Genomic DNA, 24,931 nt, shown 5'->3' on the forward strand with positions numbered 1-24,931 from the left:
GGACGGTGAAGGCCGGCGAGGCCCCGGCGCTGATCCATGCCTGGTCGGCCCCACGCGGAAGGGGCACCTGTAGAGGCCAGAGCAGCACTGCGCCGCATAGGGTCCAATGCCCTCTGGCAGGTCGGGCACCGCTTCGCCATTGAGATGGAAGTCGGAGGCGCCCGCAGAGAAGCTCAAGACCTGGCGCGAAGTTGTTGGGCCGGTGTTTCGCGGCACCTGGCCACTTGACGCCGAACTCCAAACGCCGAGGGCCAACTTCAAGTTGGTTCAGATGCTACGGGCCACGGGAGACGCGTTTCCAGAGGCGGTCGACGATGTGATTCCCCTAATCACGCAAGAGCCTGCGGTCAGGGGCACAACCGTGTTCTCTTTAAGAGACGCCGATCCGGCACTCTACAAACTGGCCCCTAGTCTTACTGTGTCGTAAGTTTCGTTAACGACTGATTGCGAGAATGGCGATTCGTGCTTCATATGGAGGGAGCGATGGATCTCCAGGACGGAATCGAAACGAGTGAATCGCGTTTTGCGGCCTATGTCGAGACGCTGGCCTCGGTATTGGGTCATGCTGACCGGGTGGCGCCGCTGAAGGCCTATTGCACCGGGCTGCTTTTGCCGCGCGAGCGCAAAAGCGTCGAGCCGATGGCGGCACGGGTGGAGCCTGGGCGTGTCCAGGCGGCGCACCAGTCGCTGCATCATTTCGTAGCGAAGGCGGATTGGTCGGATGATGCCGTGCTGAGCCGCGTGCGGGAACAGGTGCTGCCAGCGCTTGAGCGTCAGGGGCAGATCCGTGCTTGGATCGTCGACGACACCGGCTTTCCCAAGAAAGGCAAGCATTCGGTTGGGGTTGCACGGCAGTATTGCGGGCAGCTCGGCAAGCAGGACAACTGCCAGGTCGCGGTCTCTCTGTCGGTTGCCACCGAGCAGGCGAGCCTGCCGATTGCCTATCAGCTCTATCTGCCGGAAAGCTGGGCGAACGACCCTGACCGGCGGGCCAAGACAGGCGTGCCGGAGAATGTGGTCTTCCGCACCAAGCCCGAAATCGCCCTCGCGCAGATTCGGGCGGCGCTGGAGGCCGGCGTCTCACGGGGCGTGGTGCTGGCCGATGCCGGTTACGGCAACGACACCGCCTTCCGCACCGGGCTGACAAAGGTGGGCTTGACCTATGTCGTCGGGGTCCAGTCCTCGATCCGCCTGTGGTCGCCCGGCACGCAACCATTGCCGCCGAAGCCGTGGAGCGGACGCGGACGCCCGCCCTCGCGCGTTCGGCGGCAGGCTGAACATGCGCCGGTCTCAGCCAAGGAACTGGCGCAAGCGCTGCCCGAGGACGCCTGGCACATGGTTACTTGGCGCGAGGGCTCCAAGGCGTCGCTTGCCTCACGCTTTGCCGCCGTGCGGGTTCGGCCGGCCCATCGCGACTACTGGCGCTCCGTCCCCCACGCTGAGGAATGGTTCCTGATCGAATGGCCGGACGGTGAAGTCGAGCCAACTAAGTACTGGCTCTCGACCTTGCCTGGAAAGACCAGGCTTGCCGACCTCGTCGATCAGGCCAAGATGCGATGGCGGATCGAGCGGGACTATCAGGAACTCAAGCAGGGGTGCTGTCACATTGATTTTGGCTTAACGGTTTGACGATAAGTCAGGTTGGCATGGTCGAAGCATGCGCCACCTACAAGAACCATCGCTTCCCGATCGAAATCGTTGCTCATGCCGTCTGGCTTTATTACCGGTTCGGGCTGAGCCTGCGCGATGTTGAAGAAATGCTGCTGGAGCGGGGGATCGTCGTCTCCTACGAGACCATCCGCCGCTGGGGAAAGAAGCACAGTCCCGATTATGCACGTCGCCTGCGCCGCAAGGCGCCATCGAAAGACGATGTCTGGCATCTTGATGAGGTAGCCGGGCACCGTAAAGTTAACCGACGGCTGATGAAGATGTGCGAACATGGGCCATGTCAGAAGTTGCTCGTGATCCGCTTTATCGTTGCCACCGCTTTCCCGCCGAGATCATTGCGCACGCGGTATGGCTCTACTTTCGCTTTCCGCTCAGCCTGCGCATGGACATGTTGGCGGCCCGCGGCATCATCGTCACGCATCAGACCATTCGAAGCTGGGCGGAGAAATTCGGGCGGCATTTCGCCCGGGAGATCAAGCGACGGTCAGCCGGCTGCCTGGGCGACAAATGGCATCTCGACGAATGTGTGGTGGCCATCAATGGCAAGAAGCAGTGGCTCTGGCGTGCCGTCGATCAGGACGGCTTCGTCCTCGAAGTGCTGGTGCAAAGCCGCCGAAATGCCAAGGCGGCAAAGCGTCTGATGCGCAAGTTGCTGAAGGCTCAAGGGCGGACACCACGAGTCATGATCACCGACAAGCTCCGGTCCTATGATGCCGCCAGGCGCGACCTCATGCCCGGTGTCGAACACCGGTCGCACAAAGGCCTCAATAATCGAGCGGAAAATTCGCACCAGCCGACCCGACGACGCGAAAGGACCATGAAACGCTTCAAGTCGGCACGCCAGCTTCAGCGGTTCGTTTCCATCCATGATCCGATTGCCAACCTGTTCCACTTTCCCCGCAATACGCTGTCATCGGCTCAACATCGAGACCTGCGTAACGCCGCCATGCAAATCTGGAACAAAATCGCGTGTCTCGCCGCAGCGTGACAGCCGTCCCGGCCAGCTATCGCTGCATCAATCCGCTGATAACTTTACAGTGCCCGAAGCCTTCCGACCATGAGGCGAATGGAGGCCAGCTTGAGGAAGGCGAGCGCCCTGGTGCGATTCGAAATTGAATTTGTCTTCCTCAGCCCCTTTTGGAACTCCGGCCCCTGGAATGGCCGCCACCGGCGTAGAGCTTGAACAGGAAGGGATCGAGTCCGAACAGCTTCGCCATCACCATCACGCCGCCATCGCAGTCCTGGATGTCGGCGGCATGAACGAGGGCGTGCATCAGGAGACCTTGGTATTGACGAGAATATGCCGCTTCTTGCCTTTGATCTTCTTGCCCGCATCGCGCTGCCCAAAGTCGGGCTCCCGCTGGAGCGCGTCAACCTGGAAGCGTGCTCGCTGACGGCCTGGCCTCACGACGGATTGCGCGCCGAAGGCCAGCCGGTGCATGTCAAGAGCTGGCAATGCCGGCTCTGGCGTTCTCTCCTCGTTCACCGCCACCCGGTGCTGAACGAAATGCGCAGCATCGAGAATATGGTCCGGACGATCCTGCGGGAGGCCTGTATCAACTGGGCACGCGGTCGCGAACCACCATCGCCGGTCGTGTGCAGGAGCTGGCCGGCGCTGACGCCGAGGTGCTGGAAATAACCGGTCGCTGACCAAGGTGTGTCGGGCGGAGCATGTGCACAGCTAGCGCGACCGCGCCAACGCACTCAGGTCCGGACTTCCTTTAAAACGCAAGCGACAGGTCGAGATTGTGCTGCACCATCTGATTCCCAGGCTCTGTCTCGAGAGCTTGCCGATACAGCACCTGTGCCGCGTCATGCCGCCCCTCAAGGTCCAAGATCACTCCCTTCGCGTTCAATGCGCGCAAATTTCCTGGGGCTGCAACCAAGAGCCTGTCCAGTACCTGAAGCGCCTCATGCGGACGCTTCTGCGCGACCAAAGCATTCGTAAGACGGATCGCCGCATCGACATTGTCTGGGTGCTGCGTCAACTCATCCCGCAGAGCCCGCTCTTGTGCATCCTGGCCGACCGCGCTCAAAATGCGTTCTCGCATAGCCGGGTCGATTTGGTTGGCGTTGAGCAGCTCTGGGGATGACGTCTCCCTCACTGAAAGAGCAGGCTTGTCCAAGCTGGCGCAACCGCCGAGAGGCAGCATGGCGAGTACAGAGAAGAAAAGTGAGTTCCTAAATGCTCGGCCGTCTGTATTCTGGTGTGAATTCATGCTTGGTTTCCAATTATCATAGAGTGCTATCACGTTCATTCGATGGCAAACGGATTGGGTTTACTCTGACAGCCCACTGATCAATCCATGCGGGAATTTGACGGACCCGGCGGGTTTAACTGTAAAGTCGGAGGCGATATCTTGATAAGACAGCACGGCAACATCGATCCCGTTTCTGGTGAAAAAGCCGCGGACGAAGCGTCGGATGTCCGTTGAGGTTAAAACGACAGGGCGGGTCTGACCCGGTGCTGTGTTCGAAAGGATCTGACGTACCTGTGACAGCAGCGCTTCGCTTTGCCGGTCCTCTAGTACGAGGTGGGGTCCTGCAGCCGAATCTCGAACTGCATTGCGCATCACATCCTCACTCTGGCGTTCGACGACCAAGGCGGGCACGATGCCCTCTGTGTTGGCATAGCGGTGACAGATCTGACGCTTCAAACCAGAACGAATATATTCCGTGAGCAGGGCAACGTTTGGCTCACGTTCGCTCCATTCCGCCAATCCTTCTAAGAGAAGGCGGGTGTGGCGGATCGGGATTCCTTCATCCAGGAGCCGGCGCAGCACATCCGCAATCCGAGGTATTGGCGTCGTGCGCAGCACCTCCTTGACCAGATCAGAATAGTCCTTCTCCATTCGGCCTATCAATTGTCGGGTCTCTTGAATACCGATCAATCGGGGTGCGAAACGGGTCAACGCTGTATGGAGGCGCAAGGCGAGGAATTCGCCAGGACCGTAATGTGTGATGCCGGCACTCTTGAGAGCCGGTGCATGGCTTTGGTCGGCCACGAGTCTGTCCGTTTTTGGATCACGCCGATACGGGATACCGCTCGATTCGATGTTCGCCACATCGTCTTTGAGCATCAGCTGGCTCGGATCAAACACACCCTGTTCAACTGGCACCCCCTCGATATCTATTCGAAACTGAGACTCCAGCAACTGCTGGTCGACAGTGACAGGGATGGGGGGAACGACAATGCCAAGATCGGCTGAAAGTAGTTGCGAAACGCGTGCAATCTCCTGCTGCAATTCGACTTGTTCAATCGCATGCATCAGGTCTGGCGCAAGGAAGAAAGCGATCGGACATTCCTGCGCGGGCGCGGTTTGTTTTTGAGTGTCCCCTGCACTTGTGGTATCGACAACATCGCCCTTCACAAAGCTTATCGCGGCGAAGATTGCGGCCAACACCAAAAAGACGGGCAGGGGGAAGCCAGGAACGAACCCCATCAAAACCAGGACGCAAGCTGCGACCCGCACTGGTCGCTTGCTGGCAGTGATCTGATTCACTATTTCGGTACCAAGGTTGACCCTCGCCGCCCCCGTGACACGAGTGACGACGGTCGCCGCTGTAATTGATAGCAGCAGGGCCGGAATCTGCGATATCAATGCATCGCCTATCGTTAGCAGAGTATAGTGATGCAGCACATCGCCGAAGGACATGCCCTTCGAGAGCAGGCCGATCGATATCCCACCCAGCATGTTGATGAAGATAACCACCAGTCCGGCGATGGAATCGCCCTTCACAAACTTCATCGCGCCATCCATCGCGCCGTAAAGTTGGCTTTCCTTCTCCAATGCGGCGCGTCGCCTGCGGGATTCGTTGGCATCGATGTGGCCGTTGCGTAGCTCTGCGTCGACCGCCATTTGCTTACCCGGCAGAGCGTCGAGCGTGAAGCGCGCCGCCACTTCGGCCACGCGTTCGGCGCCCTTCGCGAGGACCATGAATTGTACCATGGTGACGACCAGAAATATGACGAAACCGACCACGATATTGCCCGAGATCACGAAATCGCCGAACGTATGGATGATGGCGCCTGCCTCCCCCTCGGCCAGGATCAGGCGCGTCGTTGCGACGGTGAGCGCCAGGCGGAACACCGTGGAAAGCAAAATGATGCCGGGCAAAGAGGAAAGATCAAGTGGAGTACTGACATACAGGGCAACCATCATCAGCAGGATGGCCAGTCCCATATTGAATCCTATCAGCGCGTCGACCACCACGATCGGGATAGGCATGACCATCATAGCGATAGCCAGAAGCAGCATCAACGCGACCATCAGGTCCGGGTTGGCCGGCGAACGGTTGATGAACTTACGCAGGACGTTGGCCATCTAGGCCCCTTTACGATCGCTTGAGAATTATTCTGCTGCTACGCAGTGAAGCGTAGCATTCGAAGTCCGAGGGCCAAGTCCCTCATTGGGCAGCCCGCGAGCAGCAGGCTGTGGCATGAGAGCCCGAATGCGCGAAGCTGGGTGGTCAGCAAGTTTTCACTCTGTCCAGGTTTGTTGTGGTACTGGGCGCGGCAGAATGGTAGCTGACCACGCAATTCTGCTTGATAGGGCCTGCGGACTAATACGGGAGAGCAGCAAGGCGGCCATTACGGCTCAGCAGCACACGACCGTCCTCGATCCTGTCGACCGTCCATCCATCATCCAGAACGGCGCCAACAAAATACTTCTCACCACCTATGACAAGATACGGTTGCGGGCCACGCCAAACGGCTTCAACTGCGATTGCGGATGGCGCCTTTTCGTCTTTTATGAGCACTCCATTGACCAGTGTCAGGGCGCCCTTGGTGCGATGATCGAACCACTGCTGGAGCTTCCGCCAACTGATGACCGATTCAGACGTGACGGTACCCTCCGCCGTCACAGTGTCCTTTGCCGAGCCGACCTTAACATTGAGTAGGCCCGCTCTATCGACTTCCTCCTGCAGCTCTTTAGCCGCTGCCTCCGCAATCTGGTCGTCGGCGCGGTGGTTGGTCCGCTTCGACTCATGATCGGCACTGGGTGAATTGGGTCTCGATGCACCACCGTCCCCATTATAGGAAAAAAAGGCTGAGAGCATACCGACCGCTAGAGAGCTGACTATCACCGTGGCCAGAACACGCATCGAGAGGCGTGGTATGCCTATCGGACCACTTGTCACTTCATCCTGCACGGACCAGAGAATGGACATCTCGCCTGCGAGAACGACGACAGGAAGTGGCACCACAACGCACTCGCCCGCGGCGATATTCCGCTTACCCTTGATGCTGAGTCCGGCCGCAAGCGCCTCGACCTCGATCGAGTTGCCAAGGAGCGTTATACGAAAATGATGCGGTGCCAATCCTTGCTCGACGAAGATCATATCGGCGTCTAAGCCGCAGCCGATTAAGCTCGTTTCGAGAGCAGTCTTACCCGTCAGCCCGCAATAGAGCCCCGACAGAACTTCGAAATCAAGAGAAACGGCGTCATTCAAGGATGTTCTCCCGAACAAGAGAGAAGCCGCACGGCAATTGCCGTGCGGCTCATTTCGGTTCCACATCGCGCCACCTGGCGACGCGATCGGGAACCCCTGCTTCCGAACCTACTGAACGCGCTCGTCGGCCGCTTTCTTGATTGTGTTGAGGTTGGTCGTAACGGTGCGCAGCTGTATACTCCTAGCCGTAGCCTCCAAGCTAGCCGCCGTTAGATCCGCGATTTGCGCCTCGAAAGCGGCTTTCCCCGCGACTCTGGTACCTACGTCTGTAGCCACCGAAGTCCCAGTGCCAGCCGCACTGGTGCCAGTACCTGCTTTACTCATAACGTTTTCCTTCTGTTCAAACCGCGCCCGTCAGCACGGCACACACATCCTGACGCAGACCATCCACGTCAGGCATCCTCTTCAGTTTCTGCAATAGCCTCGTCGGCATCAGCCATGGCATCGTTCAAAATAGTTAGCGCAACGGAGTGGAGAACCGTGTCGAACGCTTCGGCTAGAGCTTGCTGATCATCCCCAGAGATAGTCTGACCGTCCACAGGATCTTTCCCGCCAACCGGCTTGTTTGGGTCATTGTTCCCGCTACCCGGTTTGTTAGGGTCATCATTCCCGCTACCCGGCTTGTCAGGTTGCTCTGGTTGGCTTTTCGGATCTCCATGCCCCCTGCGAGCTAAGGAAATGTTGCCAAATCCACTCCCAATTGCTGCGGCCATCAAGTACTCCTGCATGCGTTCCATTGGCGCCGACGCCTAAAGATAATCTCATCAGGCTACGAGCAGGAGCTTTCGAGAACCTGACGAGTCTGGACAAAAAGCGGGCTACCGGAAAATAATGATCGAGCAGGGTTCGGCCTCCTGCAAAGTGGTGAAAAGTGGGTACTGCGCTTCTGCCAAAGGAATAGCGCCTGACAGGAGGCCTGACATTCTTCGAACGTAGCGGTAAATTCCGAGGCTTCGTTGCTGCGACATCATCATTTCCCAACTTTCCCACGGTGGCGGGCTGAGGGCGCGGGAGGCGAACTCCCGAGCCCCGCCTTGCCCGGACCGTCTTCTGCTACCGACCTGCGCCAAAGCGAGCGGCAGCCTCGACGGCGCAATTGCACTTCCCGGCGATCTCACTAACATCCGGCAAACGCTGCTGATGACGCCCGCCGTGCTGTCAAATTGAGGAGAAAGGTCGTTCCCATTCATCGCGGGCCGGAAAAGTGCGAACTTGGTCGTGTGACCTGGGTGCGGTGATGCGCTCCCGCGTTCAGCTGCTGCTCCTCCTTTTTGCACCGAGGGAGCTCAGGCTCGCCGCCGAATCCAGCGAGATCCAAGGGCGTGGCTCCCCGGCGGATTGTGCGTTAATTCAGCCGATCAGAGCTCGGAAAACCGCAGAGGCAGCTCGGGTCAGCACGGCCGGCGTCTGTCCGCTCCAAAGCTCTGCATGCCACATGCGCCGCCGCGCTTGCCGACCACAAATGACAAACCGCTCAGCGGCAGCTTAAGTGGTCTCCGTGAAATGGCGCGGATCGGCGTGAGCAACCAAATCATGCGTTCAACGTCTTGCATGAAACCCGCCGACTCCCACGAATTTTTCAGGCTAGGAATGTTACACATAAAGGCCTCACGGAAGACCGCACTCCGATCACGTCCAAAATGGCACTAGCCCTCTTGTGTTACGGGGCGGCCACAGAGGCCCCAGGGCTAGGCCAATCCTGCGGCGAAGAGTGCTCTCGCCACGGGCTCGAAATATTGCATGGGAATGGGTCTGCCCAGTTGCGTTTTGCCGATGAGCTGATGCGCTAGGACATCGTTGTCGACAATTTCAAGACGTAGCGCTCGCGCCTCGCTAAGCAGGTGTGAAGCCCGCTCGCCATCGGCGCGGCAAACCAGGACGGGCACCCCGGTTTCACCGCGGACGTAACGCAGACCGATCAGTATCGCCGTTCCTTTGAAGATCAGCGTGGCGTGATGCACACCGAGGGGAGGTTCGTCAGCTGACTCGTCACGAATGCGACGTCGTTCACTCTTCAACTCTGGCGCCCCTTGCTGATCCTTCAGCTCGCGCGTGACTTCAGTCTTGGTCATCCTCATTTCGCGCAGAAACAACGCACGCTGCACCAGGAGATCGATCAGGCCAGCGGCCAGAAGTGCGCCGGCGCCAATTCCGATCAGCAGTTTTGCCCCCGTAACGACAAGGCCCAAACAGCCCATGCCGCAGAACGGCAGATAGACCATCGTCTTCCACATGCCGAGAAGGCAAAAGGAAAAGGTTGCGCCGAGAACGAATACTTTAAACAGCGTCTTCCCGAGTTCGACCATCGAACGCGCAGACGCCAAGCGCTTCAGCCCTTGAAAAGGATTAATTTTATCGAAGTTGGGCGTCATTGGCTCGAGAGAGAAAACAAATCCACCATTGGCTAATATGCTTGCCAAAAGCACCGCCGCGACAAGCGTTCCAAGCAGCGGGCCAACAGTTGCCAAGGTGAGTTCGGCAAGCACAACCAGCGCCTGCCGGACCGCGAAGTCAAATGGCAGGTTCTGCAGCTTGTCGACAAATAGTAGCGCTTCGCGGCATTTGTCTTCGATCGCGCTGCCTCTTAGCCAAAGGTATCCGAGACCAGCGCAAGTGCCGACCGCGCGAACGAAATCGGAGCTATGTGGCAGCTGCCCTTTTTTGCGTGCATCGTTTAGCTTTTTGGGGGTGGCGGCGTGTGTCTTCTCTTCGCTCGAGTCGCTCATTTCAGCAATCTATCGAACCACTCGAGCGCGCCATTCGCTTGTGTGATCTCCAGTTTCATACCCTCTACGAGATAGCCAGCGTATGTAACCATGAGAATCGGAAAGACAAGATTCTTGATCGCCGGGGACAGTTGGGTCAATTTGAATTGCGGCGCAAAGCGACGCAGTAGCATAAAGGATACATCAATCAGCGTCATAAAGAACACGACGGGCCCTGACACCAATAACGCCGTGCGCATAATCTGGTCGAGGAGCCCTAACACCTCCATTGCTCCTTGCGTGCTCAATGTAGGATAAAACTTATACACGGGCCAGATCAAATAGCTGCCATAAAGGGCGCCGATCAACGTTTCCAGCCCCCCTGATGCGACGAAGATGGCAATCGCAGTGATCCCGAGAAAGACTCCCATGGCGGAAGCCTGACTATTCGTCGCGGGGTCGGTCGGGGCGGACGGGTTGGTGACGCCGCGTTGGTTGTCGATAAACTCACCGGCCGCCTGAAGTCCCCATAAGGGAATGCCAAGGAAGGTGCCAAGTAGTGCGCCGACAAGAACTTCCTTCAATCCGAGCAGAGCTACCTCAATCAGACGTGTTTCAGGATCCAGCGCCTGCAACGCGTCGCTGACATGTGCCAGACATGGTAATCCGAAGCCGACAGCCAGGCAGCCGCGGATCAGGCCATCGGTCTGAGAACGTGTAAATACCGGTAGGATCATCATAATGCCTATCGCGCGCGCTGCGCCAAGACCGGCTGCTACGACGAGTTCGATAGCCGTATGCATGAGGATCTGAATCTCGGCCGGTGACGCATACATGGCGGAGACTAGTAGCTAAGTGTCATGGCGGGAAACTCGGTAAAGATCTGGTCGGTTAGCTCTATCAGCGGGGCGCTCAGCACAGGAGCAAACAAACCAATAACCGCGACAACAACCAGAAGCTTGACGGTTAGTGGCAAACTTTCATCCTGGATCTGTGTTGCCGCCTGGATGATGCCAATGACCAAGCCAACGACCACCGATGCAATGAGCGGCGGCAGAATCCAGATCATGAATACCACCAACGATTGGCTCATAAGAGTGACAATACTGGATTCAGCTATAATCAACCTCCCGGTATCGTGTAACTCAACACAAGCCCGTGCATCAATTTCGACCAGCCATCAATAGCGACGAACACGAAGAGTTTGAAAGGGACAGATATAAGCGTCGGGGATACCATAGACATGCCCATCGCCATCAAAATTGTCGTCACAATAAGATCAATAACGATGAAAGGAAGATAAAGAAGAAATCCGATCTCAAACGCGCGCTTTAGCTCTGAAATTAGAAAAGATGGAACCAGAATGGACAAATCATCAACTGTGGCTTTGGCACGCATTTCCGCTGGCCAGACTTTTTCGGTAGACGAGAGGAAAAACTGTCGCTGCTCCTCATTTGTGAACTTCTTAAGATGATCACGCAGGGGCTCGCTCCCGGATTTGGCGGCGCTTACCCAGTCGTCGAACGTCTGATAATGTAGCTTCGGATCGGTCATCCGATCATAGGTCTGTTCAACAACGGGCGCGCTAAGAAACATGGTGAGGATCAATGCGACAGCGTACAGCGCTATGTTAGGTGGTATCGTCTGAGTCCCGAGCGCATTGCGCACGAGGAAAAGAACAACCGATACCTTTACAAAGGCCGTGGTCGTGACGACCACTAAAACCAGCAGACCCAGTCCGGCGGTAACTGCGAGAAGCGCCAGGATTGGCGGCTGGAGCTCAGTCATTGCATCCCAACCGGCCACGGAGCCTGATGCCCAGCGTATCTCCAATGCGCACGATGTCGCCACGCCCGATACACTGACCGTTGGCAAGTATATCGACCGGATCCTGAATCGGCCGTCCAAGTTCGAAAATATGCCCTTCGCCGGCACTTCTTAATTCCCCTAGAGGAATAGGCCAGCGACCGCATTCAAAGACAAGCATGATCTCGACATCGTCGAGATCCTCCGTCGGCCCTAGTTGCGATCCAAGTTGTGTCATATGCGCATTCTCCAAAGAATAGGAACGCGGGCGGAAAGGCCCGTGCAGGACTAGCTGGTCGCCCTCAAGATCGGCGCTTGCCCACAACTGGCCCAAAGATAGGGCGATCTCGCCCCGGCCGAACGGCGCCAGGTCCGGCAACAGAGCATCACCGGCACATGCTTTTCGAAGAATCGCCGCAGGAACGTGCAGCGTGCCGATCTCTCCTGCAACCACGATCGGGAGGTCTGAAAGTAATCCGCGCGGCTGTCGCGGTAACTGGCCAAACAGTTCGCCCAGAGCACGAAACGCAGACGGCACCAAGCCATCGAGAGGCGAGAACAGGAACAGACGACCCTTGCCACTGACCGGGCCGAAGTCGATATCCAGTTCGAGATAAGGAGCCAGTGTCGCGGCTTCAAACACGCGCACGAGCTGCACGTTCAGCTGAGTCCTATACTCCAGTCGAGCAATAAGTGGCTCAAGTGCAAGTTCAACAATGAGTGAAGCCGTTGGCTCGGAAGGGAAAGTCAGCCCATTCTGCACTGTTGCGATGAGCCCCTCTACGAGCGACCGCGATATCGACAGCACGACCGTCTCAGCTCCGACCCTACAAATGCAGTCGAGCATTGGAATGGCGGCAAAATTCTCCTGCCAGACAAGCCCTGCCACACGCACCGACAGTGGCACGTCGTTGATCCGGGTCTGAAACGGTCCGCGCGAAGCCGCAGTGTCATTGAGCCACGAGGCGACCTCGTGGGACAGTGTCAGCGCTGGTTCCAATAGAGGGGGGCTCACCAAAGCGGCTGCCAAAAAGCTGCACCGTTCTGTCATTCGGAGGACCTGCAGGTTATCGAATCCGTTTCGCGACCTGGGAAAGCGGTCCCCTGCCAAATCGAAGCAGTATCTCATCGTCGGTCTCGATCTCGCCTGCGGCCTCCGAACGGATCTCGACGGCGCGCCCGACGTCGTCCTCGATCTGGCGCCATTTGTGCGTAGCCGCCGAACATGCGACCCATAGGTCCCTCGTCTCGGACGCCGCTGTCTCCGCCTTTTCTTGGGCGATTCGCGCATTACCAAGCATCTGCCGTCGGCGTGTGATTTCAGTTGCAAGCCGCTCAACATGCAGGTGGTGCCGGTCAAGCGCGGCGTTAGACAAGTTTTCGAGAGTCATCAGCTCCTGGTAGAGCGCTGCTTCCGCCGTTGCGCAATGTTGTTGTGCCATGGCAAGCTCTCGGGAGGCATTCTGTGCGGCTAAGGTGGCCATACGGCGCTCGGCTTCCTTCTTGGACAGCTCACTAAGGGCACGACGCTCTTGCATTTCCTTCAAGACCCGTAACCTGGAAGCCTGAACATGATTTACGCGGTCAGACGCGACATCCATGCGACCGTTTCCTCAAACCCTGAGATCTCGTCTTCGCTCTGGCGCAAAAACTCCCTCAGTTCGTCTATTGACTCGACAGCCCGGTCCGTCAGGGGATCGCCGCCTTGCTTGTATTCTCCGACGTTGATCAAGAACTCGGTCTCGGCATGCCGGGAAAGGAGTTCACGAAAGAAGGATGCCGCCTTGCGATGTGTCCGCGAAACGACCGCATCCATCACGCGGCTGCGACTCTGTAGTACATCGATAGCGGGGAAATGCGATCGCGCCGCAATAGCGCGCGAGAGCACGACATGGCCATCGAGAATGCCGCGCGACTCTTCAGCGATTGGATCCCCTGTGCCATCGCCTTCTACAAGCACGGTATAGAACGCCGTGATTGAGCCACGCTCACTCATGCCGGCGCGCTCAAGCAGGCCTGGCAGCATGCTGAAAACGGAAGGAGGGAAGCCCCGTCGCGTCGGCGGCTCGCCCGCAGCAAGGCCTATTTCACGCATGGCGCGGCAGAAGCGTGTCAGCGAGTCCAGCATGAGAGCAACGCGTAGCCCTTGTTCGCGAAAATATTCCGCGAGCGCTGTCGCCATCGGAGCACATTGCGCCCGCTCAACAGCCGAGCGGTCGGACGTTTCAACAACAACGACGGCACGGCGAAGGCCCTCTTCCCCGAGATGCCTCTCGATGAATTCACGAACTTCACGTCCTCGTTCGCCTATCAATGCGACTATGACAACGTCAGCGGCGGCACCTTTTACGATCTGTGACAATAAGGTCGACTTGCCACCACCTGGCTCGCCGTAAATCCCGATCCGCTGGCCCTCGCCGCACGTCAGGAGACCATCCAGAACACGCACCCCAAGGGGCAAGGGCCGTTCAATCATGCGCCTTGTCATTGGATTTGGAGCTCTGCCGTGCAGCGGCCGAGTTTCTGTGGTCTCGATTTGGCCTTTGCCGTCCAATGGACGGCAGCGACTGTCAATCACCCGGCCAAGTAAATCGTTGCCGACGGGTACTTCACGCATTCGTCCAGTGGCCACGACTTCCGCGCGGCTGGAGAGGCCGACCAGGTCGCCGATCGGCGTCAGCAATACGCCATCATCCAACAGGCCGATCACCTCAGCTTCCAGCGACAGTCCGGTTCGTGGGTCCTGTAGGAGGCAAAGTTCTCCAATACGAGTGTCTGGCAGGACGGCATGGACCAGTGTGCCGACAGCCCGCGTGATCCTGCCGCGCACGACGCGCGTGTCGATCCCCTTTGCCGTAGCTCTCAAAGACGAGATCGCCGGATCGACAGGGCAGATCGCATCGTCGTGATTATGTTCTGATACCTGCGTTGTCACAGTTCGCCTTTTTCAGAAAGCGACCCGAAGCCGAGACGCAACGCGCGCATCTGCGCATCAAGCCCCAGATCGACATTGCCGTACTCGCTCCACAGCACGCAGCGTCGCGGCGATAACGTCGGATCCGGTTTGATCCGAACCCTTGGCCGACCATCCTGGCCGTCCCATCCCGCAAACTCTCGCGCAAGCATGTCCACTTGCGTCGGATACACATGGAGGCAGACTTCCGCGCCGCTGTATTGGCGCTCAATGGCGTGGCGAACAGCCATGACCAACAGTTCGCCCGGATCGAACGCTCCTAGAAGCTCGCTTAGTATCTCAAGCACGAGCTGCGGCAATTGCTGCTCCAGAACCGCCTTTCGTCGTGCGACTTCGGCAACCGCCTGCGAAATCAGCGCCGCCATTTCCTCCGCGCCTGCATTCAGGCCCTCGGTATGGCCGCGCGCCAACTCACGCTGATACGCCGCGCGTGCCCAACTGCGTACGTGCTGCTGATGCCGTTCTGCGGCGGCACACGCTTTTGCGGCATTATCCCAGATTTCGAGCTCGCTCGCCGGTATCAGTGGCCCCAATGGGCGCATCTGCGGCGCTGCCGGCGCCACGGAAATATCGGCTGTCATATCGGCGGGTTCTCCGCCTCAAAATGGCGTACCACAAGCGACAACAACTGGCCTGCGGCGTTCCCGTGCTTAGGCTCTGGATTGTCGGCGGCGGTTCCTACAGGCAAGCGTAGGAGCACGCGGTTGCGCTCCATCACTGGACTGTGATGGAGCCAGGCACCAAGACAGGCGTGTCCATCGTGTTCAATTTGGTGCGCGAGTTTTCCCGGATCCGCGATCAATCTGTCCGCAATGGCATGCGCCAGATGTCGGATTCCAAACGCATGGGCATCAGCGCCGATACGTTGAATGAGCACTGTGAGGTCAGGCTGAGAGACAAGCTTAAGCAGCGATCGGGCATGCCATGCACTACCTGCAAGGAGGGCAGCCCGAAGCGGATCATTACCGCGCAGAAGGTCCAGCCCCCGCTCAACATCATTCGACTTCGAATCATTGTCGAGTAACAATTCTGTTAGTCTTCGCTGCAGTCTGGGACACTTCTGCAACTGAGCCAACGTAGCAGCCGATAACGCCGGATCAAGACGCGCGCCAAGACGGGTAGGATGGGCCGAAGCAGCAAGCTCGCTCCGACCCAAGGAAGGCAATTGGAACGAACCATCAGGTTGGGCGGTCAGTATCGGCATTGGCATTGGCATGTCACTGAGGCGCTATCGCCGGTGTCTTTTTGCGAATGGCATCGAGTGCGGAAACACCCGACCGCCGCTCGAGCTTGGGAACTTCGCCCGCTGACTGCTTGCGCCGGCGGCTAAGACCGGTGACTAAGAGATAGCACGCCACTGCGAACACAGCTGCGGCAATACCGGTTAAGCTGGCCAAAAGTGGCGCTGGAACGGGCCTGGACGCTTGGGCCAAAACAGTCGCCGGCACGGACCGTTGCTCAGGCGCGGAACGCTCCACCGACACCAAAACCACTTCGACCTTGTCGTAGGACAACCCTTCGATGCTGTCGGCCACGAGCATCTTTATCTTCGGCAGCAGAACCGAGAGATCTGCTTTGGCGTCGTGCCTGATAAAGACCGAAGCCGAGGATGGCGTGGCGCCTGCTCGCAAAAGGTCGTTATGCGGCAGAACTACGTGGACACGTACAGAGAATACGCCATCGATATCGCTGATCGTGCGGGACAACTCTTCGCTGAGCGCATAAACATAACGGGCACGTTCCTCGGTCGGCGAGGCAATGAGGCCTGATCCTTGGAAAATCTCTCCGAGGTTCTTGAATGACTGGCGCGGCAATCCCTTGCCATTCAGGAGGTCGATTGAGTAAGCGAGCAGCTTTTCGTCAACCTGGACCGTGCTAGTCCCATCCTTGGCAGCGACCCGAACCGCATGAACTCCGTTGTCCATCAGAAGGGCGAGCATTTCATTCGCCTCGCGCTCCTGCAGTTGCGTGTAGAGATCCACCTTGCAACCGCCGAGGGCCACGAGGAGTGGCAGCACGATAAGGCGAAGTGACCTCCGACCGCACGTGCCAGGCATGATTTCCTGGGCTAAGCCAATCATGTGCGCGGTTCAGCCTTCCTTTAGAAGTTTATTTACAGATGAGGTGATGCCGCTGACACCTTTGGAAACAAGCGCAACCTGAGTGACGCCATTGTACATATCCCGCAGACCAGCAATCATTGTTTCGAAATCATGCCGTCCTTGCGGAACGCCTGACGTTCCGGTTCCCGCATCACCTTCGGCAGGAAGCTTCTGCGGCCTAGGTAGAGCGCCCTTGAAAAGGCCTACCTGCTGGTCGAGCGCAGCCGAATTAACAGCACGGTCTGGGTACATCGCAGAAATCGTCTGCAACACGCGGTCCCCCAAGGGACTCATCTGCGTAGCCGCGCGTTGAAGAGCCATCGCCGGAGGAACTGGCACCCTCGATGGCGCCGATGCGGCATCGTTTTTCAGCGAGTCGGCCGCGTGCGCCAAAGCGCGCTCAAACTGGGCTTGCTCGCTGAACGACGGTGACCCGGCCCTGGCCAGACAGTCCGTTAAAGTGGCAGTGATCGACGTGATAGGGATCATCATGAAAGACCCGATAGCTTCCTCTTTGACCGGAGCGAACTCGGCCCTTCGTCATTCGTTATCAGGTCAACGTCTAGGTGGCCGAGCTGACGACAAGCTGACTGACGGAGCCTGGTTAGTATCTAGAGGATATGCTGGCGCCTAAGTCACTTGTGCAAATTTCAGACTCTAGTGTATCAGTGCGCAATGTTGAGAGCGCTCATCCGATCCGTCCGCCCACACGTTTTGAGACTTCTGTGTGCCGGTTTTTTTCTCTCCGCCGGAACCAACGGAACTCTCGGCGTCCCCTTATCCCTCTCCAAGACGCCGTACAGATATACGGTTCTCGATCAGGATATTTCTGAGGCGCTGCAGCAATTCGGCAACAACCTTAATATCCGAGTCAACATTAGCGCCGAGGTGAAGGGGCGGATCCGCGGGAGTATGCCGGATTTGCCACCGCGCGAGTTCCTCGACCGTTTGGCCAATATGTACGGTCTCCAATGGTATTATGATGGGCTTGTCCTCTACGTGTCAGCCGCAAAAGAATCACAAACCCGCATGCTTGTGCTGACTTCGATCCGCTTCGATACGTTTAAGGGTGCCCTAGACAAGCTTGAGATCTCCGATGACCGCTACGTCGTGAGACCCGCGCCGGGAGATGGCCTCGTTTTGGTTTCCGGTCCGCCGCGCTTCACCGCGCTCGTGGAGCAGACTTTCAATGGTCTTGTCGCAGAGGCACAGGGGCAGCCGCGCGTCCATGAAACGCCGACAAGCGAATCGGTCCTGACATTGTTTCGGGGTTCCTCCACCATGGTCGTCCGCAACGGATTGCCTGAAGCCGCTTATTCGTCCGACGTGCCGCAGCAGGATGGCGTTGGCGGGAAGCCAGAGCCACGCCAAAAATGATATCTGCGGTCGCAGCTTCGGGACAAAACAACACCGCGGCCACCCCAAATTGTGAATTCCTCTGAACTCGTCAGTTTACCGAAAGCTAAACCGCTCATGGTGGCAACCGCCAGCTTCAGCGATATCTCCGGTCATTATGCTGGTATTGCACATGGATCTGGCGTGGGGGATTGCAATTTCATTTTTGAGGAGACACAATGTCCGTCAATAATAATACAAGCAACGTTTTCAGTAGCCAGGATATTCTCCAGTACAGCAGCCTGAATCTGACATCTTCGTTGGAAAAGGCGCAGCAAAACGCATCGTCATTCGAGGCGATGCTCTCCCTTCACCTGCACGAAGACGACGCCAGCCCCTTCCCGTCGATGAAGGAATTGTGCCGGAACACATCGGAGTCGCTGTTGCCCGATGTCGCATCCTCGTTGGAAGAATTGCGCAAGAACCCATTGGATCTGCTGCCGCCAAGCATGAGGGCAGCCATCGAAGCAACGGATCAAGGCCCGCAGCCTGCGGTCGCCCTCCCTCCCATTGCGCACGAATCAGTTGATCAAGGCCCGCAGCCTGCGGTCGCCCTCCCTCCCATTGCGCAAGCGCCTATAAAAAGCGAGAGAATTACGTGGAACGGCGGCTCACTGTCCCAAGCCGAGTTGCAGATTGTCGCAGTGCTGAACCGTCACAAGGACCTATGCCCGCTTAGTTGGCAATCGCTGACGGATAAAGCCAATGATCCCTCTACGCCACCGGATCTGAAAGCGGCGATTGAGGGATTGCAGCAGGATCCAGAGCTTTTTTATGCGATCGGCTCGCAGGGCGATGGCCGCTGTGGCGGTAAGATCACGGCCAAGGATTTGTCCGAGTTCTCTCGCCATCACTCACAAGTTGCCGCATTTCAGGGCCAGCAGGCGCAAAGCTACGCGCAGAACTACATCCCATCCGATAGTACTGGAAGTGCGCAGCCGTCGGTTATGACCTTGAACGATGCGATGCGCGAGCTTTACCGGTACTCCGAAAACCTGCCCAAGAACCTGAGTCTGACTTATTTCAAGCAGATCGTCGACGGCGACGCGAAAACTGGCAAATGTCCGCCACAGGTCATTGCGGCGGCTCAGTACTTTGTCAGTCACCCGAATGAATGGAAGCGGTTGTACGGTGGCTCGATAGACAAAGCCCATAAAGAGGATTTTCTCCAAGTCGCTTCATCTTCGATGAGCCTCACGCAAACCGAGCTGAATACCCTTAAGACGATCAACAGCAACCAGCAAAAATTCTTTGGGAGCGGTGTCCTGACTCGTGACAAGCTCGCAAGCATGGCGCAAGACAAGAGCCTAGATCCGAGAGTAAAGCAGGCGGCATCGCAGCTGTTATCGGATCATCTGCTCTTCGGTCTTCTAAACAATTCGATTACGGGCTACAAGACCCACAATTCGTTCTTCGATTTCGGCGGCGGACACACGGTTGATTCCGGCAATATCAGCAACAAAGATTTTGGCCACTTCTACAACGGCATGTCGTCTGCAAACCGAGCCGTTCAGCAGCCAAAGACCCATGCGCCCGAAACTGCTGCGGAACAGGACGCCGTCTCGGACATGATGACGGGCCGGGCGGACCAGCCTGATACCAAGTCGGCCAAAAAGAACGGCGGGGCCTTCATCCACACAGTCGACGACGTGCTCAAGGTGTACTCGACAGTGGCTGATTGGGCTGCGACGGCGGTGGGTCTGTTGAGCTTCATTCCGGTCGTGGGCCAAGTGGCCGATGCCGTGTCGATGACGCTCGCGTTCGAGGCGCAAGCGGCAAATCTTGTCCGCACAGCCATTACCGGAGGCAATATGAAGCAGGCGCTGCTAGACGCTGGCATCAATATCGGAGCGCAGGCGCTCAGCCTTGTCGCGGGTCCCGAGGTCAAGCTTGCGATTCGCAACGGGCTGGTGAAGACGGCGTTGGAAGAGGCCGCCGCGGCCGGGATCGATCTGCCGATTTCCATGGCGAAAAGCTATGCAGAAGACTATTTGTCCAACCTGCAAGCATGCCTTCCGGCCGACACTATGCAAGCGGCCGGCCTCCTCAGCCCGATGGTGCCAATACTCCAGAAAGTGGCCTGACAACAAATGTGCGACTTCCTTCGCACGCTTCACTAGCCTATCAATCACCTTGTGGGGAACCTTTGCCTTTCCGCAAGGCGATTTGGCAGGCGTGCCTTGAGGATCGTGGTTAGGTCGCAGCAGGCCCGGGCTTAATCCGCTCATCCTTCGGCCTTGAGGTCGTTTTCACACTTAGCCTGAGAGGAGAAGGTGAGAACTGAGAACGGCTAGAAAAAACCGATATTGTTGAAAAAGTCCGCGTCGCGGTCGCCCGTGGCGCTTTCGTAGGATGGCGTTCCGCGGAGACCCCAAAATTGAATCCTGATTCCATGCAATGCGCCGGGGTGGAACTGGATTCTAATATCGGTGGGGACTTTGCGGTGCGCCGGACTTTTTCAACAGTATCAACCCAGAGCGGTCGTGCTGGCCAGTTGGCGCAGCGCCCGTCCCCCACTGCTTCTCCGGTGGTCATAGGGACCACCGGGCCGCAACATGGGCCGGTGGAGCGCAGCGACACAGCCGCCAGCTTTGTCGACACGACCGCCAAGATCAAGCTCGCTTGGCCACTTGAGCCACGCCGCCGTCGCGTGACGTGCGCCTTTAACCTCGCAAATGAAGAACGCCGCTCAGCGAGGCAACGTCATGAGCGCAGCGCCACCGGGCACCCCGGAGAGGTGAGGGACACCCCTATCTTGTTCAGGTCACGGTCGTGTATTGTGACGGCCGCGCTCACCACCAGATCCGAAGCAACGGCAATGCTACAGACTGGAGGCGGCGCCGTGCTCTACCAAGCTAAAACATACGACCCATGTCATTGACCTTTGCCCGCCCCGAACGTCCTGTATGTGGCAACTGGTATGGCCGCACGCTCGCCATCGCTCGGCTCGACAGCCTGGTTGTCGAGCAAATCGCGCGGATCGTTGACCATTGCAGCTAGGTTACGTCGTGTCGAACAGCCAAGGGGCTTTTCGAAGGATTTGTCACTGAGTAAAGAATACGACGGACAGGCAGGTGGGCGGGCATGATACACAATTGCTTCTACTTGGACTGCGCCGCCATCGTGTTGGTCGAGCAAATGGATGTTGTAAGTGTCTATACCCATCTGCCTGGCCTGATGCACCACCTCTGCGCTGAGCCGGGACGAGCCCCAGATAAGGAGGTGAAGGGCATCGCGGCGGCCGCTACTGGTCCTGTCAAGGAAAACACGCAAACGCTGCCGTTCGGAAGCGCGGAGGCTCTTTAATATCAGCACGGTGGTCTCCGGCCGGATAAGGATTGGCGCAGGGGGCTCGACATAGATCGGCACAGTGCTTGTGCAGCCACTTGCGCTGGCTGTCAGGGCGACCAGGAGAACTTTGATCCGCAAAGTCATTCGATCACCTATTGAATTATGAAGCCGCGACCGCGCTTGGCCCCGGGCGCGCCGGTGCGGGCAGCAGCGCGGCCTCGCGGCGGATCTGCCGGCGGATCGTCCAAAGCCGGCGCCATCCGGTCCGTGGGTGCGCTCATCTGGTTGGGGCTGGAGCCTGGTTTTACGATGTAAGGCGTAACCAGAATTATAAGTTCTGATTCTTCTTTTTGAAACGAGGAGGAACGAAACAGAGCGCCAAGAATCGGCATTTCGCCGAGCCAGGGAAACGCACTGACATTATTGTTCACGTTGCGCCTGATCAGACCGCCAATTGCAAAGCTCTGCCCACTGGCGAGTTCGACGACTGTGTCGGCTCGGCGCGTGGAAACTGCCGGCACGGAAATACCATTGATTTGAACGGCACCTTGGGACGATAGTTCACTGACCTCCGGCTTTACGTGAATGTTGATCCGGTTGTTGTTGAGAACGGTCGGCACGAATTCCAGGCTGACGCCGAAGTGACGGAATTCAACCGACACTTGCTTGTTTTCCTGCAGGACAGGAATGGGAAATTCGCCACCTGCGAGAAAGCTGGCAGTTTCACCGGACATCGCGGTGAGATTCGGCTCAGCCAACACGGAAGCTATGTGCTCCTTGGCGAGCGCGTCTAGAACCGCGCCGATGTTGACGGCACCGTTGTTGAATCCGATTCCTGCTGTGCCACCACCCTGCGCTGCACCAGAGCCAGTGCCTCCGCCGCTTAACAAGCCCACTCTGAAATTGTCGATTTGACCAAAGGCGGACAGGTTAACGCCGAGTGCCTTCATGGCGCTACGGGAGACCTCCGCTACGCGCACACTGAGATTAACTTGTAAGGACCCAGCGACCTTAATGTTGTTGACGACTTGCGCACCGTCCCCGAGATACTGCTCAGTGACCCTTTTTGCGGTGTCGGCGACCTCCGCATTGGGCGCTGTACCGCTAAGGATTGCGCCGCGCGGCGTATAGCTCACCTGGATTGAAGAGTCGCCAACCTGATCCATCAACATGGCGCGCAATTCCTCGATCGGTTGCGTAACGACAATTCGCAGCGCGGCGAGAGCCTCGCCCTTATCGTCCAAGGCGAACAGGCTGGTCCGCCCGGATTTCTTCCCGAAGACGAAGATCGTTGTATTTGAGGCTGCCTGATAATCAGCGATCGTCGGGTCAGCAACAAAGATGGTCGTGGCAGGCGCGGGCAAATGAACCGTCTTGCCGAGCGAAGAGGAAAGGTTCAGCGTGCCGTCGATGCTATTGGAAGCGGCACGCGGCGCCCCTTGATCCTGCATGTTTTCGGCCGGGGCAGAAACTGGATATGCCAGAATGAGCGCACAGAGAAGGCGGCCCAAGTAAGGAGAAACAGTAGCAGGTCTCGGGCAAACGATGTGCGGGGGCCGCCGATCGGTGTCAGAATGAGTTGTAATGATTTTCAAGGCGGTCTTTTCTTTCAAATTCGGCCAACTATACGAATGTCGCGCTAGTCACATTCAAGAATGTAACCAATGCCACGCACCGTTTTTATCCGTGGCGTTGCGTTTGAACTGCTCAGATATCGACGTAAGCGATAGATTCCGACTTCAAGCGCGTTGGCCGATACTTCATCGTTGAACGAATAGAGGTGATCTTCCAACTGCGAACGCGGCACGATGCGGCCTGCACGGTTGAGCAGATGCTCTAAAATACATAATTCACGGCGTGCGACCGTCAGTGGATAACCAGCAACGGAAACCTGTCGGCCGATCGGATCGAAGTGGAGATTGCCAAATACAATGATCGGGGCAGTCATCTGAGTCGACCGCCGCAGAACGGCTCTCATTCTGGCAATGAGCTCATTAGTATACACTGGCTTGAGCAGAAAATCGTCCGCACCACCGTTGAAAATCGCAATTCGCTTCTCAAGATCGTCGACGTCACTCAAAATGAGAGCAGGAACTGAATGTCCCTCACCCCTTAGCTGCTTCAGCCAATCCAAGCCATCGCCATCCGGCAGAACCAGCTCCAGCAGGAGAATTTCGTAGCTGGCGCAAGAAAATGCACTCGATGCTTGTTCCAGTGTGGGAACAACATCAACGGCGAAACCGCTATCGCCGAGTGCAACTCCCACCGCTCGCGTAAGATCCGCATGGTGGTCAACGAATAGCGTTCGCATTTCATCTCCTATTAATGGTAGGATAGGTCACCGAGACTGTTGAGACGGCGAAAGCAGAAGTCGCGCAACGCGTCGCAGTGTTCGTAATCCTCTTTGGGACGGCTAGTCGCAGGATCATGCGAGCCGTACGCCTGTAGTAGGCGAGGTAGAACCTGTGATGGGCTGAAGCGTCGTTTGGGCAGGCCAAGATGCCACTCCGCCTTCAATTCGTCTGCGCATCCTACCGATGTGGCGGCCCCTGCATTCGCCAAGCGACATTGCCCTCCAGAGCCCATAATTCCATGACCCGTAGGGGTTAGCTTTCGACAAGCGACTTGAGCAAATCGATTGTTCGGATGTAAGCAATCCACATCCTGGATTGTCCGCATATTCACCCCCCAGATCGCACTGTGAGGCTGATGCTTGGTACCGACGCCTCCCTGGTTTCAGCCTCAAATCAGGTCCGCCTGACCATGAAGTGCAATCGTTGACCGCTTCTGCGACACCTGGGGCGATTGGCAACGCCGCCACGTGCCCCAATGTGCCACGAGATAACCGTCGTCCTCGGAGACGGTTCAGTCCGGCACCGGCTCGTAACCCAAGCCCCCAATCACACAGGTCAGTGTCGGATCGAACCAACCGTCGGTTTTCCCTGGCAATCAGGTGCAACGGCCTCAAGAGCAAGCTGACACGGTTTTTGGTCAGGTTCTCGACTCGGCCTGTTGTAAAGCTGCACGATACCGAGTAGGCACCGGCGTATTGCACGCCCATCCAGAACGTTGTGGATATTGCGGCGGTCGACAGGGCCAAGCCTATAGCGGCGGTTGGGTGGGCGGCCGAGAGCATCTCCCTTCTTGGCCATCAGGAGGTGACGGCCGAGTTGCTGACACTGGCCTCGATTCTTGACCACGAAATTGCAGCCGATTATCACCGCTCGGGATGATAGATGCTGGGGAATGATGCCGTCCGCGCACCGCCTCGTCGCGCACCAACTCGGGTGCGGCAAATAAGGGAGCGTCGCGCCGGCATTTCGGATTGGTGCAGACTCGTTGCCAAAAGTTTCCGATCAGTATCGGTTCCATTCTCCTCTCCGCAGAACTCCTCGCGCTCCAGGGCGGCTCCGCCACATAATCTCGCTGAGAGACGCTCGCCTACTGGATGGCCGCAAGATGCGCTGGAAACCAAACGGCTCCCATCCGACATTATCTCGCCGCACCTAAACGTTGCCCAGGCTTGCCCGGCTGAA

Annotated in this window: 21 protein-coding genes and 4 pseudogenes; 7 read left to right on the forward strand and 18 right to left on the reverse strand. The window is 57.6% G+C overall.

Annotated elements, in window-relative coordinates:
• Positions 1–483 precede the first annotated feature (483 nt).
• The 3 genes and pseudogenes from JG743_RS29855 to JG743_RS29865 form a co-directional block, all read left to right on the forward strand.
• A pseudogene (locus JG743_RS29855) lies at positions 484–1,593 on the forward strand (IS701 family transposase); the annotation flags it as partial.
• A gap of 53 nt (positions 1,594–1,646) precedes the next feature.
• A pseudogene (locus JG743_RS34825) lies at positions 1,647–1,797 on the forward strand (IS6 family transposase); the annotation flags it as partial.
• A 148-nt stretch (positions 1,798–1,945) separates the two neighbouring features.
• The gene (locus tag JG743_RS29865; protein ID WP_202295920.1) at positions 1,946–2,656 is read left to right on the forward strand and encodes an IS6 family transposase; all 711 of its coding nucleotides are present in this window, start codon (positions 1,946–1,948) and stop codon (positions 2,654–2,656) included.
• A 44-nt stretch (positions 2,657–2,700) separates the two neighbouring features.
• Here JG743_RS29865 and JG743_RS34830 read toward each other — a convergent pair.
• Positions 2,701–3,004: pseudogene (locus tag JG743_RS34830) on the reverse strand (transposase); the annotation flags it as partial.
• Between JG743_RS34830 and JG743_RS29875 the strand changes: the two are divergent.
• Positions 3,005–3,279 (forward strand): annotated as a pseudogene (locus JG743_RS29875) (IS110 family transposase); the annotation flags it as partial.
• Between the two features lie 110 nt (positions 3,280–3,389).
• Here the strand turns inward: JG743_RS29875 and JG743_RS29880 are convergent.
• The 12 genes from JG743_RS29880 to sctL form a co-directional block, all read right to left on the reverse strand.
• Positions 3,390–3,887: a tetratricopeptide repeat protein gene (locus tag JG743_RS29880; protein ID WP_010913980.1), complete on the reverse strand. Its 498-nt coding sequence runs from the start codon at positions 3,885–3,887 to the stop codon at positions 3,390–3,392.
• 60 nt (positions 3,888–3,947) lie between these two features.
• Complete coding sequence (gene sctV, locus JG743_RS29885) at positions 3,948–5,993, reverse strand: type III secretion system export apparatus subunit SctV (RefSeq protein WP_010913979.1); 2,046 nt, start codon at positions 5,991–5,993, stop codon at positions 3,948–3,950.
• 238 nt (positions 5,994–6,231) lie between these two features.
• On the reverse strand, positions 6,232–7,122 hold the full coding sequence (locus JG743_RS29890; RefSeq protein ID WP_010913978.1) for a SctD/MshK family protein: 891 nt from the start codon (positions 7,120–7,122) through the stop codon (positions 6,232–6,234).
• 392 nt (positions 7,123–7,514) lie between these two features.
• Positions 7,515–7,835, reverse strand: coding sequence for a hypothetical protein (locus tag JG743_RS29895; RefSeq protein ID WP_044551341.1), 321 nt, complete (start codon positions 7,833–7,835; stop codon positions 7,515–7,517).
• 975 nt (positions 7,836–8,810) lie between these two features.
• Complete coding sequence (locus tag JG743_RS29900) at positions 8,811–9,848, reverse strand: EscU/YscU/HrcU family type III secretion system export apparatus switch protein (RefSeq protein ID WP_010913977.1); 1,038 nt, start codon at positions 9,846–9,848, stop codon at positions 8,811–8,813.
• The gene (gene sctT / locus JG743_RS29905) at positions 9,845–10,663 is read right to left on the reverse strand and encodes a type III secretion system export apparatus subunit SctT (RefSeq protein WP_010913976.1); all 819 of its coding nucleotides are present in this window, start codon (positions 10,661–10,663) and stop codon (positions 9,845–9,847) included. Before sctT ends, JG743_RS29900 begins: the two co-directional genes overlap by 4 nt.
• A gap of 8 nt (positions 10,664–10,671) precedes the next feature.
• Positions 10,672–10,920, reverse strand: a complete 249-nt coding sequence (locus tag JG743_RS29910; RefSeq protein ID WP_010913975.1) for an EscS/YscS/HrcS family type III secretion system export apparatus protein — start codon at positions 10,918–10,920, stop codon at positions 10,672–10,674.
• Between the two features lie 29 nt (positions 10,921–10,949).
• On the reverse strand, positions 10,950–11,615 hold the full coding sequence (gene sctR, locus JG743_RS29915) for a type III secretion system export apparatus subunit SctR (RefSeq protein WP_010913974.1): 666 nt from the start codon (positions 11,613–11,615) through the stop codon (positions 10,950–10,952).
• Positions 11,608–12,684, reverse strand: a complete 1,077-nt coding sequence (gene sctQ / locus JG743_RS29920) for a type III secretion system cytoplasmic ring protein SctQ (RefSeq protein WP_096453933.1) — start codon at positions 12,682–12,684, stop codon at positions 11,608–11,610. The genes sctR and sctQ overlap by 8 nt, the downstream gene beginning before the upstream one ends.
• Positions 12,685–12,700: 16 nt before the next feature.
• Positions 12,701–13,234 (reverse strand): hypothetical protein, encoded by a 534-nt coding sequence (locus JG743_RS29925; protein ID WP_202295923.1) that lies wholly within the window; start codon positions 13,232–13,234, stop codon positions 12,701–12,703.
• A complete protein-coding gene (gene sctN, locus JG743_RS29930) occupies positions 13,210–14,568 on the reverse strand; it encodes a type III secretion system ATPase SctN (RefSeq protein WP_096453929.1) in 1,359 nt (452 codons plus the stop codon). The genes JG743_RS29925 and sctN overlap by 25 nt, the downstream gene beginning before the upstream one ends.
• A complete protein-coding gene (sctL, locus tag JG743_RS29935) occupies positions 14,565–15,188 on the reverse strand; it encodes a type III secretion system stator protein SctL (RefSeq protein WP_010913970.1) in 624 nt (207 codons plus the stop codon). The genes sctN and sctL overlap by 4 nt, the downstream gene beginning before the upstream one ends.
• 170 nt (positions 15,189–15,358) lie before the next feature.
• Between sctL and JG743_RS34635 the strand changes: the two genes are divergently transcribed.
• A complete protein-coding gene (locus JG743_RS34635; RefSeq protein ID WP_157866081.1) occupies positions 15,359–15,631 on the forward strand; it encodes a hypothetical protein in 273 nt (90 codons plus the stop codon).
• A gap of 193 nt (positions 15,632–15,824) precedes the next feature.
• Here JG743_RS34635 and sctJ read toward each other — a convergent pair whose 3' ends face one another.
• Positions 15,825–16,688, reverse strand: coding sequence for a type III secretion system inner membrane ring lipoprotein SctJ (gene sctJ / locus JG743_RS29945; RefSeq protein ID WP_044549206.1), 864 nt, complete (start codon positions 16,686–16,688; stop codon positions 15,825–15,827).
• A gap of 9 nt (positions 16,689–16,697) precedes the next feature.
• Positions 16,698–17,201 (reverse strand): nodulation protein NolB, encoded by a 504-nt coding sequence (locus JG743_RS29950; protein ID WP_010913967.1) that lies wholly within the window; start codon positions 17,199–17,201, stop codon positions 16,698–16,700.
• Positions 17,202–17,384: 183 nt separating this feature from the next.
• Here JG743_RS29950 and JG743_RS29955 point away from each other — a divergent pair, with 183 nt between their 5' ends.
• A complete protein-coding gene (locus JG743_RS29955) occupies positions 17,385–18,086 on the forward strand; it encodes a hypothetical protein (RefSeq protein ID WP_063825847.1) in 702 nt (233 codons plus the stop codon).
• A gap of 197 nt (positions 18,087–18,283) precedes the next feature.
• Complete coding sequence (locus tag JG743_RS29960; RefSeq protein WP_202295929.1) at positions 18,284–20,188, forward strand: HrpF/NolX family T3SS translocon protein; 1,905 nt, start codon at positions 18,284–18,286, stop codon at positions 20,186–20,188.
• Positions 20,189–20,978: 790 nt separating this feature from the next.
• Here JG743_RS29960 and JG743_RS29965 read toward each other — a convergent pair.
• From JG743_RS29965 to JG743_RS29975, 3 genes are read right to left on the reverse strand one after another with little or no spacing between them, the layout of a single operon-like run.
• Positions 20,979–21,539, reverse strand: coding sequence for a CpaD family pilus assembly lipoprotein (locus tag JG743_RS29965; protein ID WP_010913964.1), 561 nt, complete (start codon positions 21,537–21,539; stop codon positions 20,979–20,981).
• Between the two features lie 8 nt (positions 21,540–21,547).
• A complete protein-coding gene (locus JG743_RS29970) occupies positions 21,548–22,990 on the reverse strand; it encodes a type II and III secretion system protein family protein (RefSeq protein WP_044551336.1) in 1,443 nt (480 codons plus the stop codon).
• A gap of 44 nt (positions 22,991–23,034) precedes the next feature.
• On the reverse strand, positions 23,035–23,706 hold the full coding sequence (locus JG743_RS29975) for a winged helix-turn-helix domain-containing protein (protein WP_010913962.1): 672 nt from the start codon (positions 23,704–23,706) through the stop codon (positions 23,035–23,037).
• Positions 23,707–24,931 lie beyond the last annotated feature (1,225 nt).

Origin of the sequence: Mesorhizobium sp. 131-2-1, assembly GCF_016756535.1 — a bacterium.
Classification (GTDB): domain Bacteria; phylum Pseudomonadota; class Alphaproteobacteria; order Rhizobiales; family Rhizobiaceae; genus Mesorhizobium.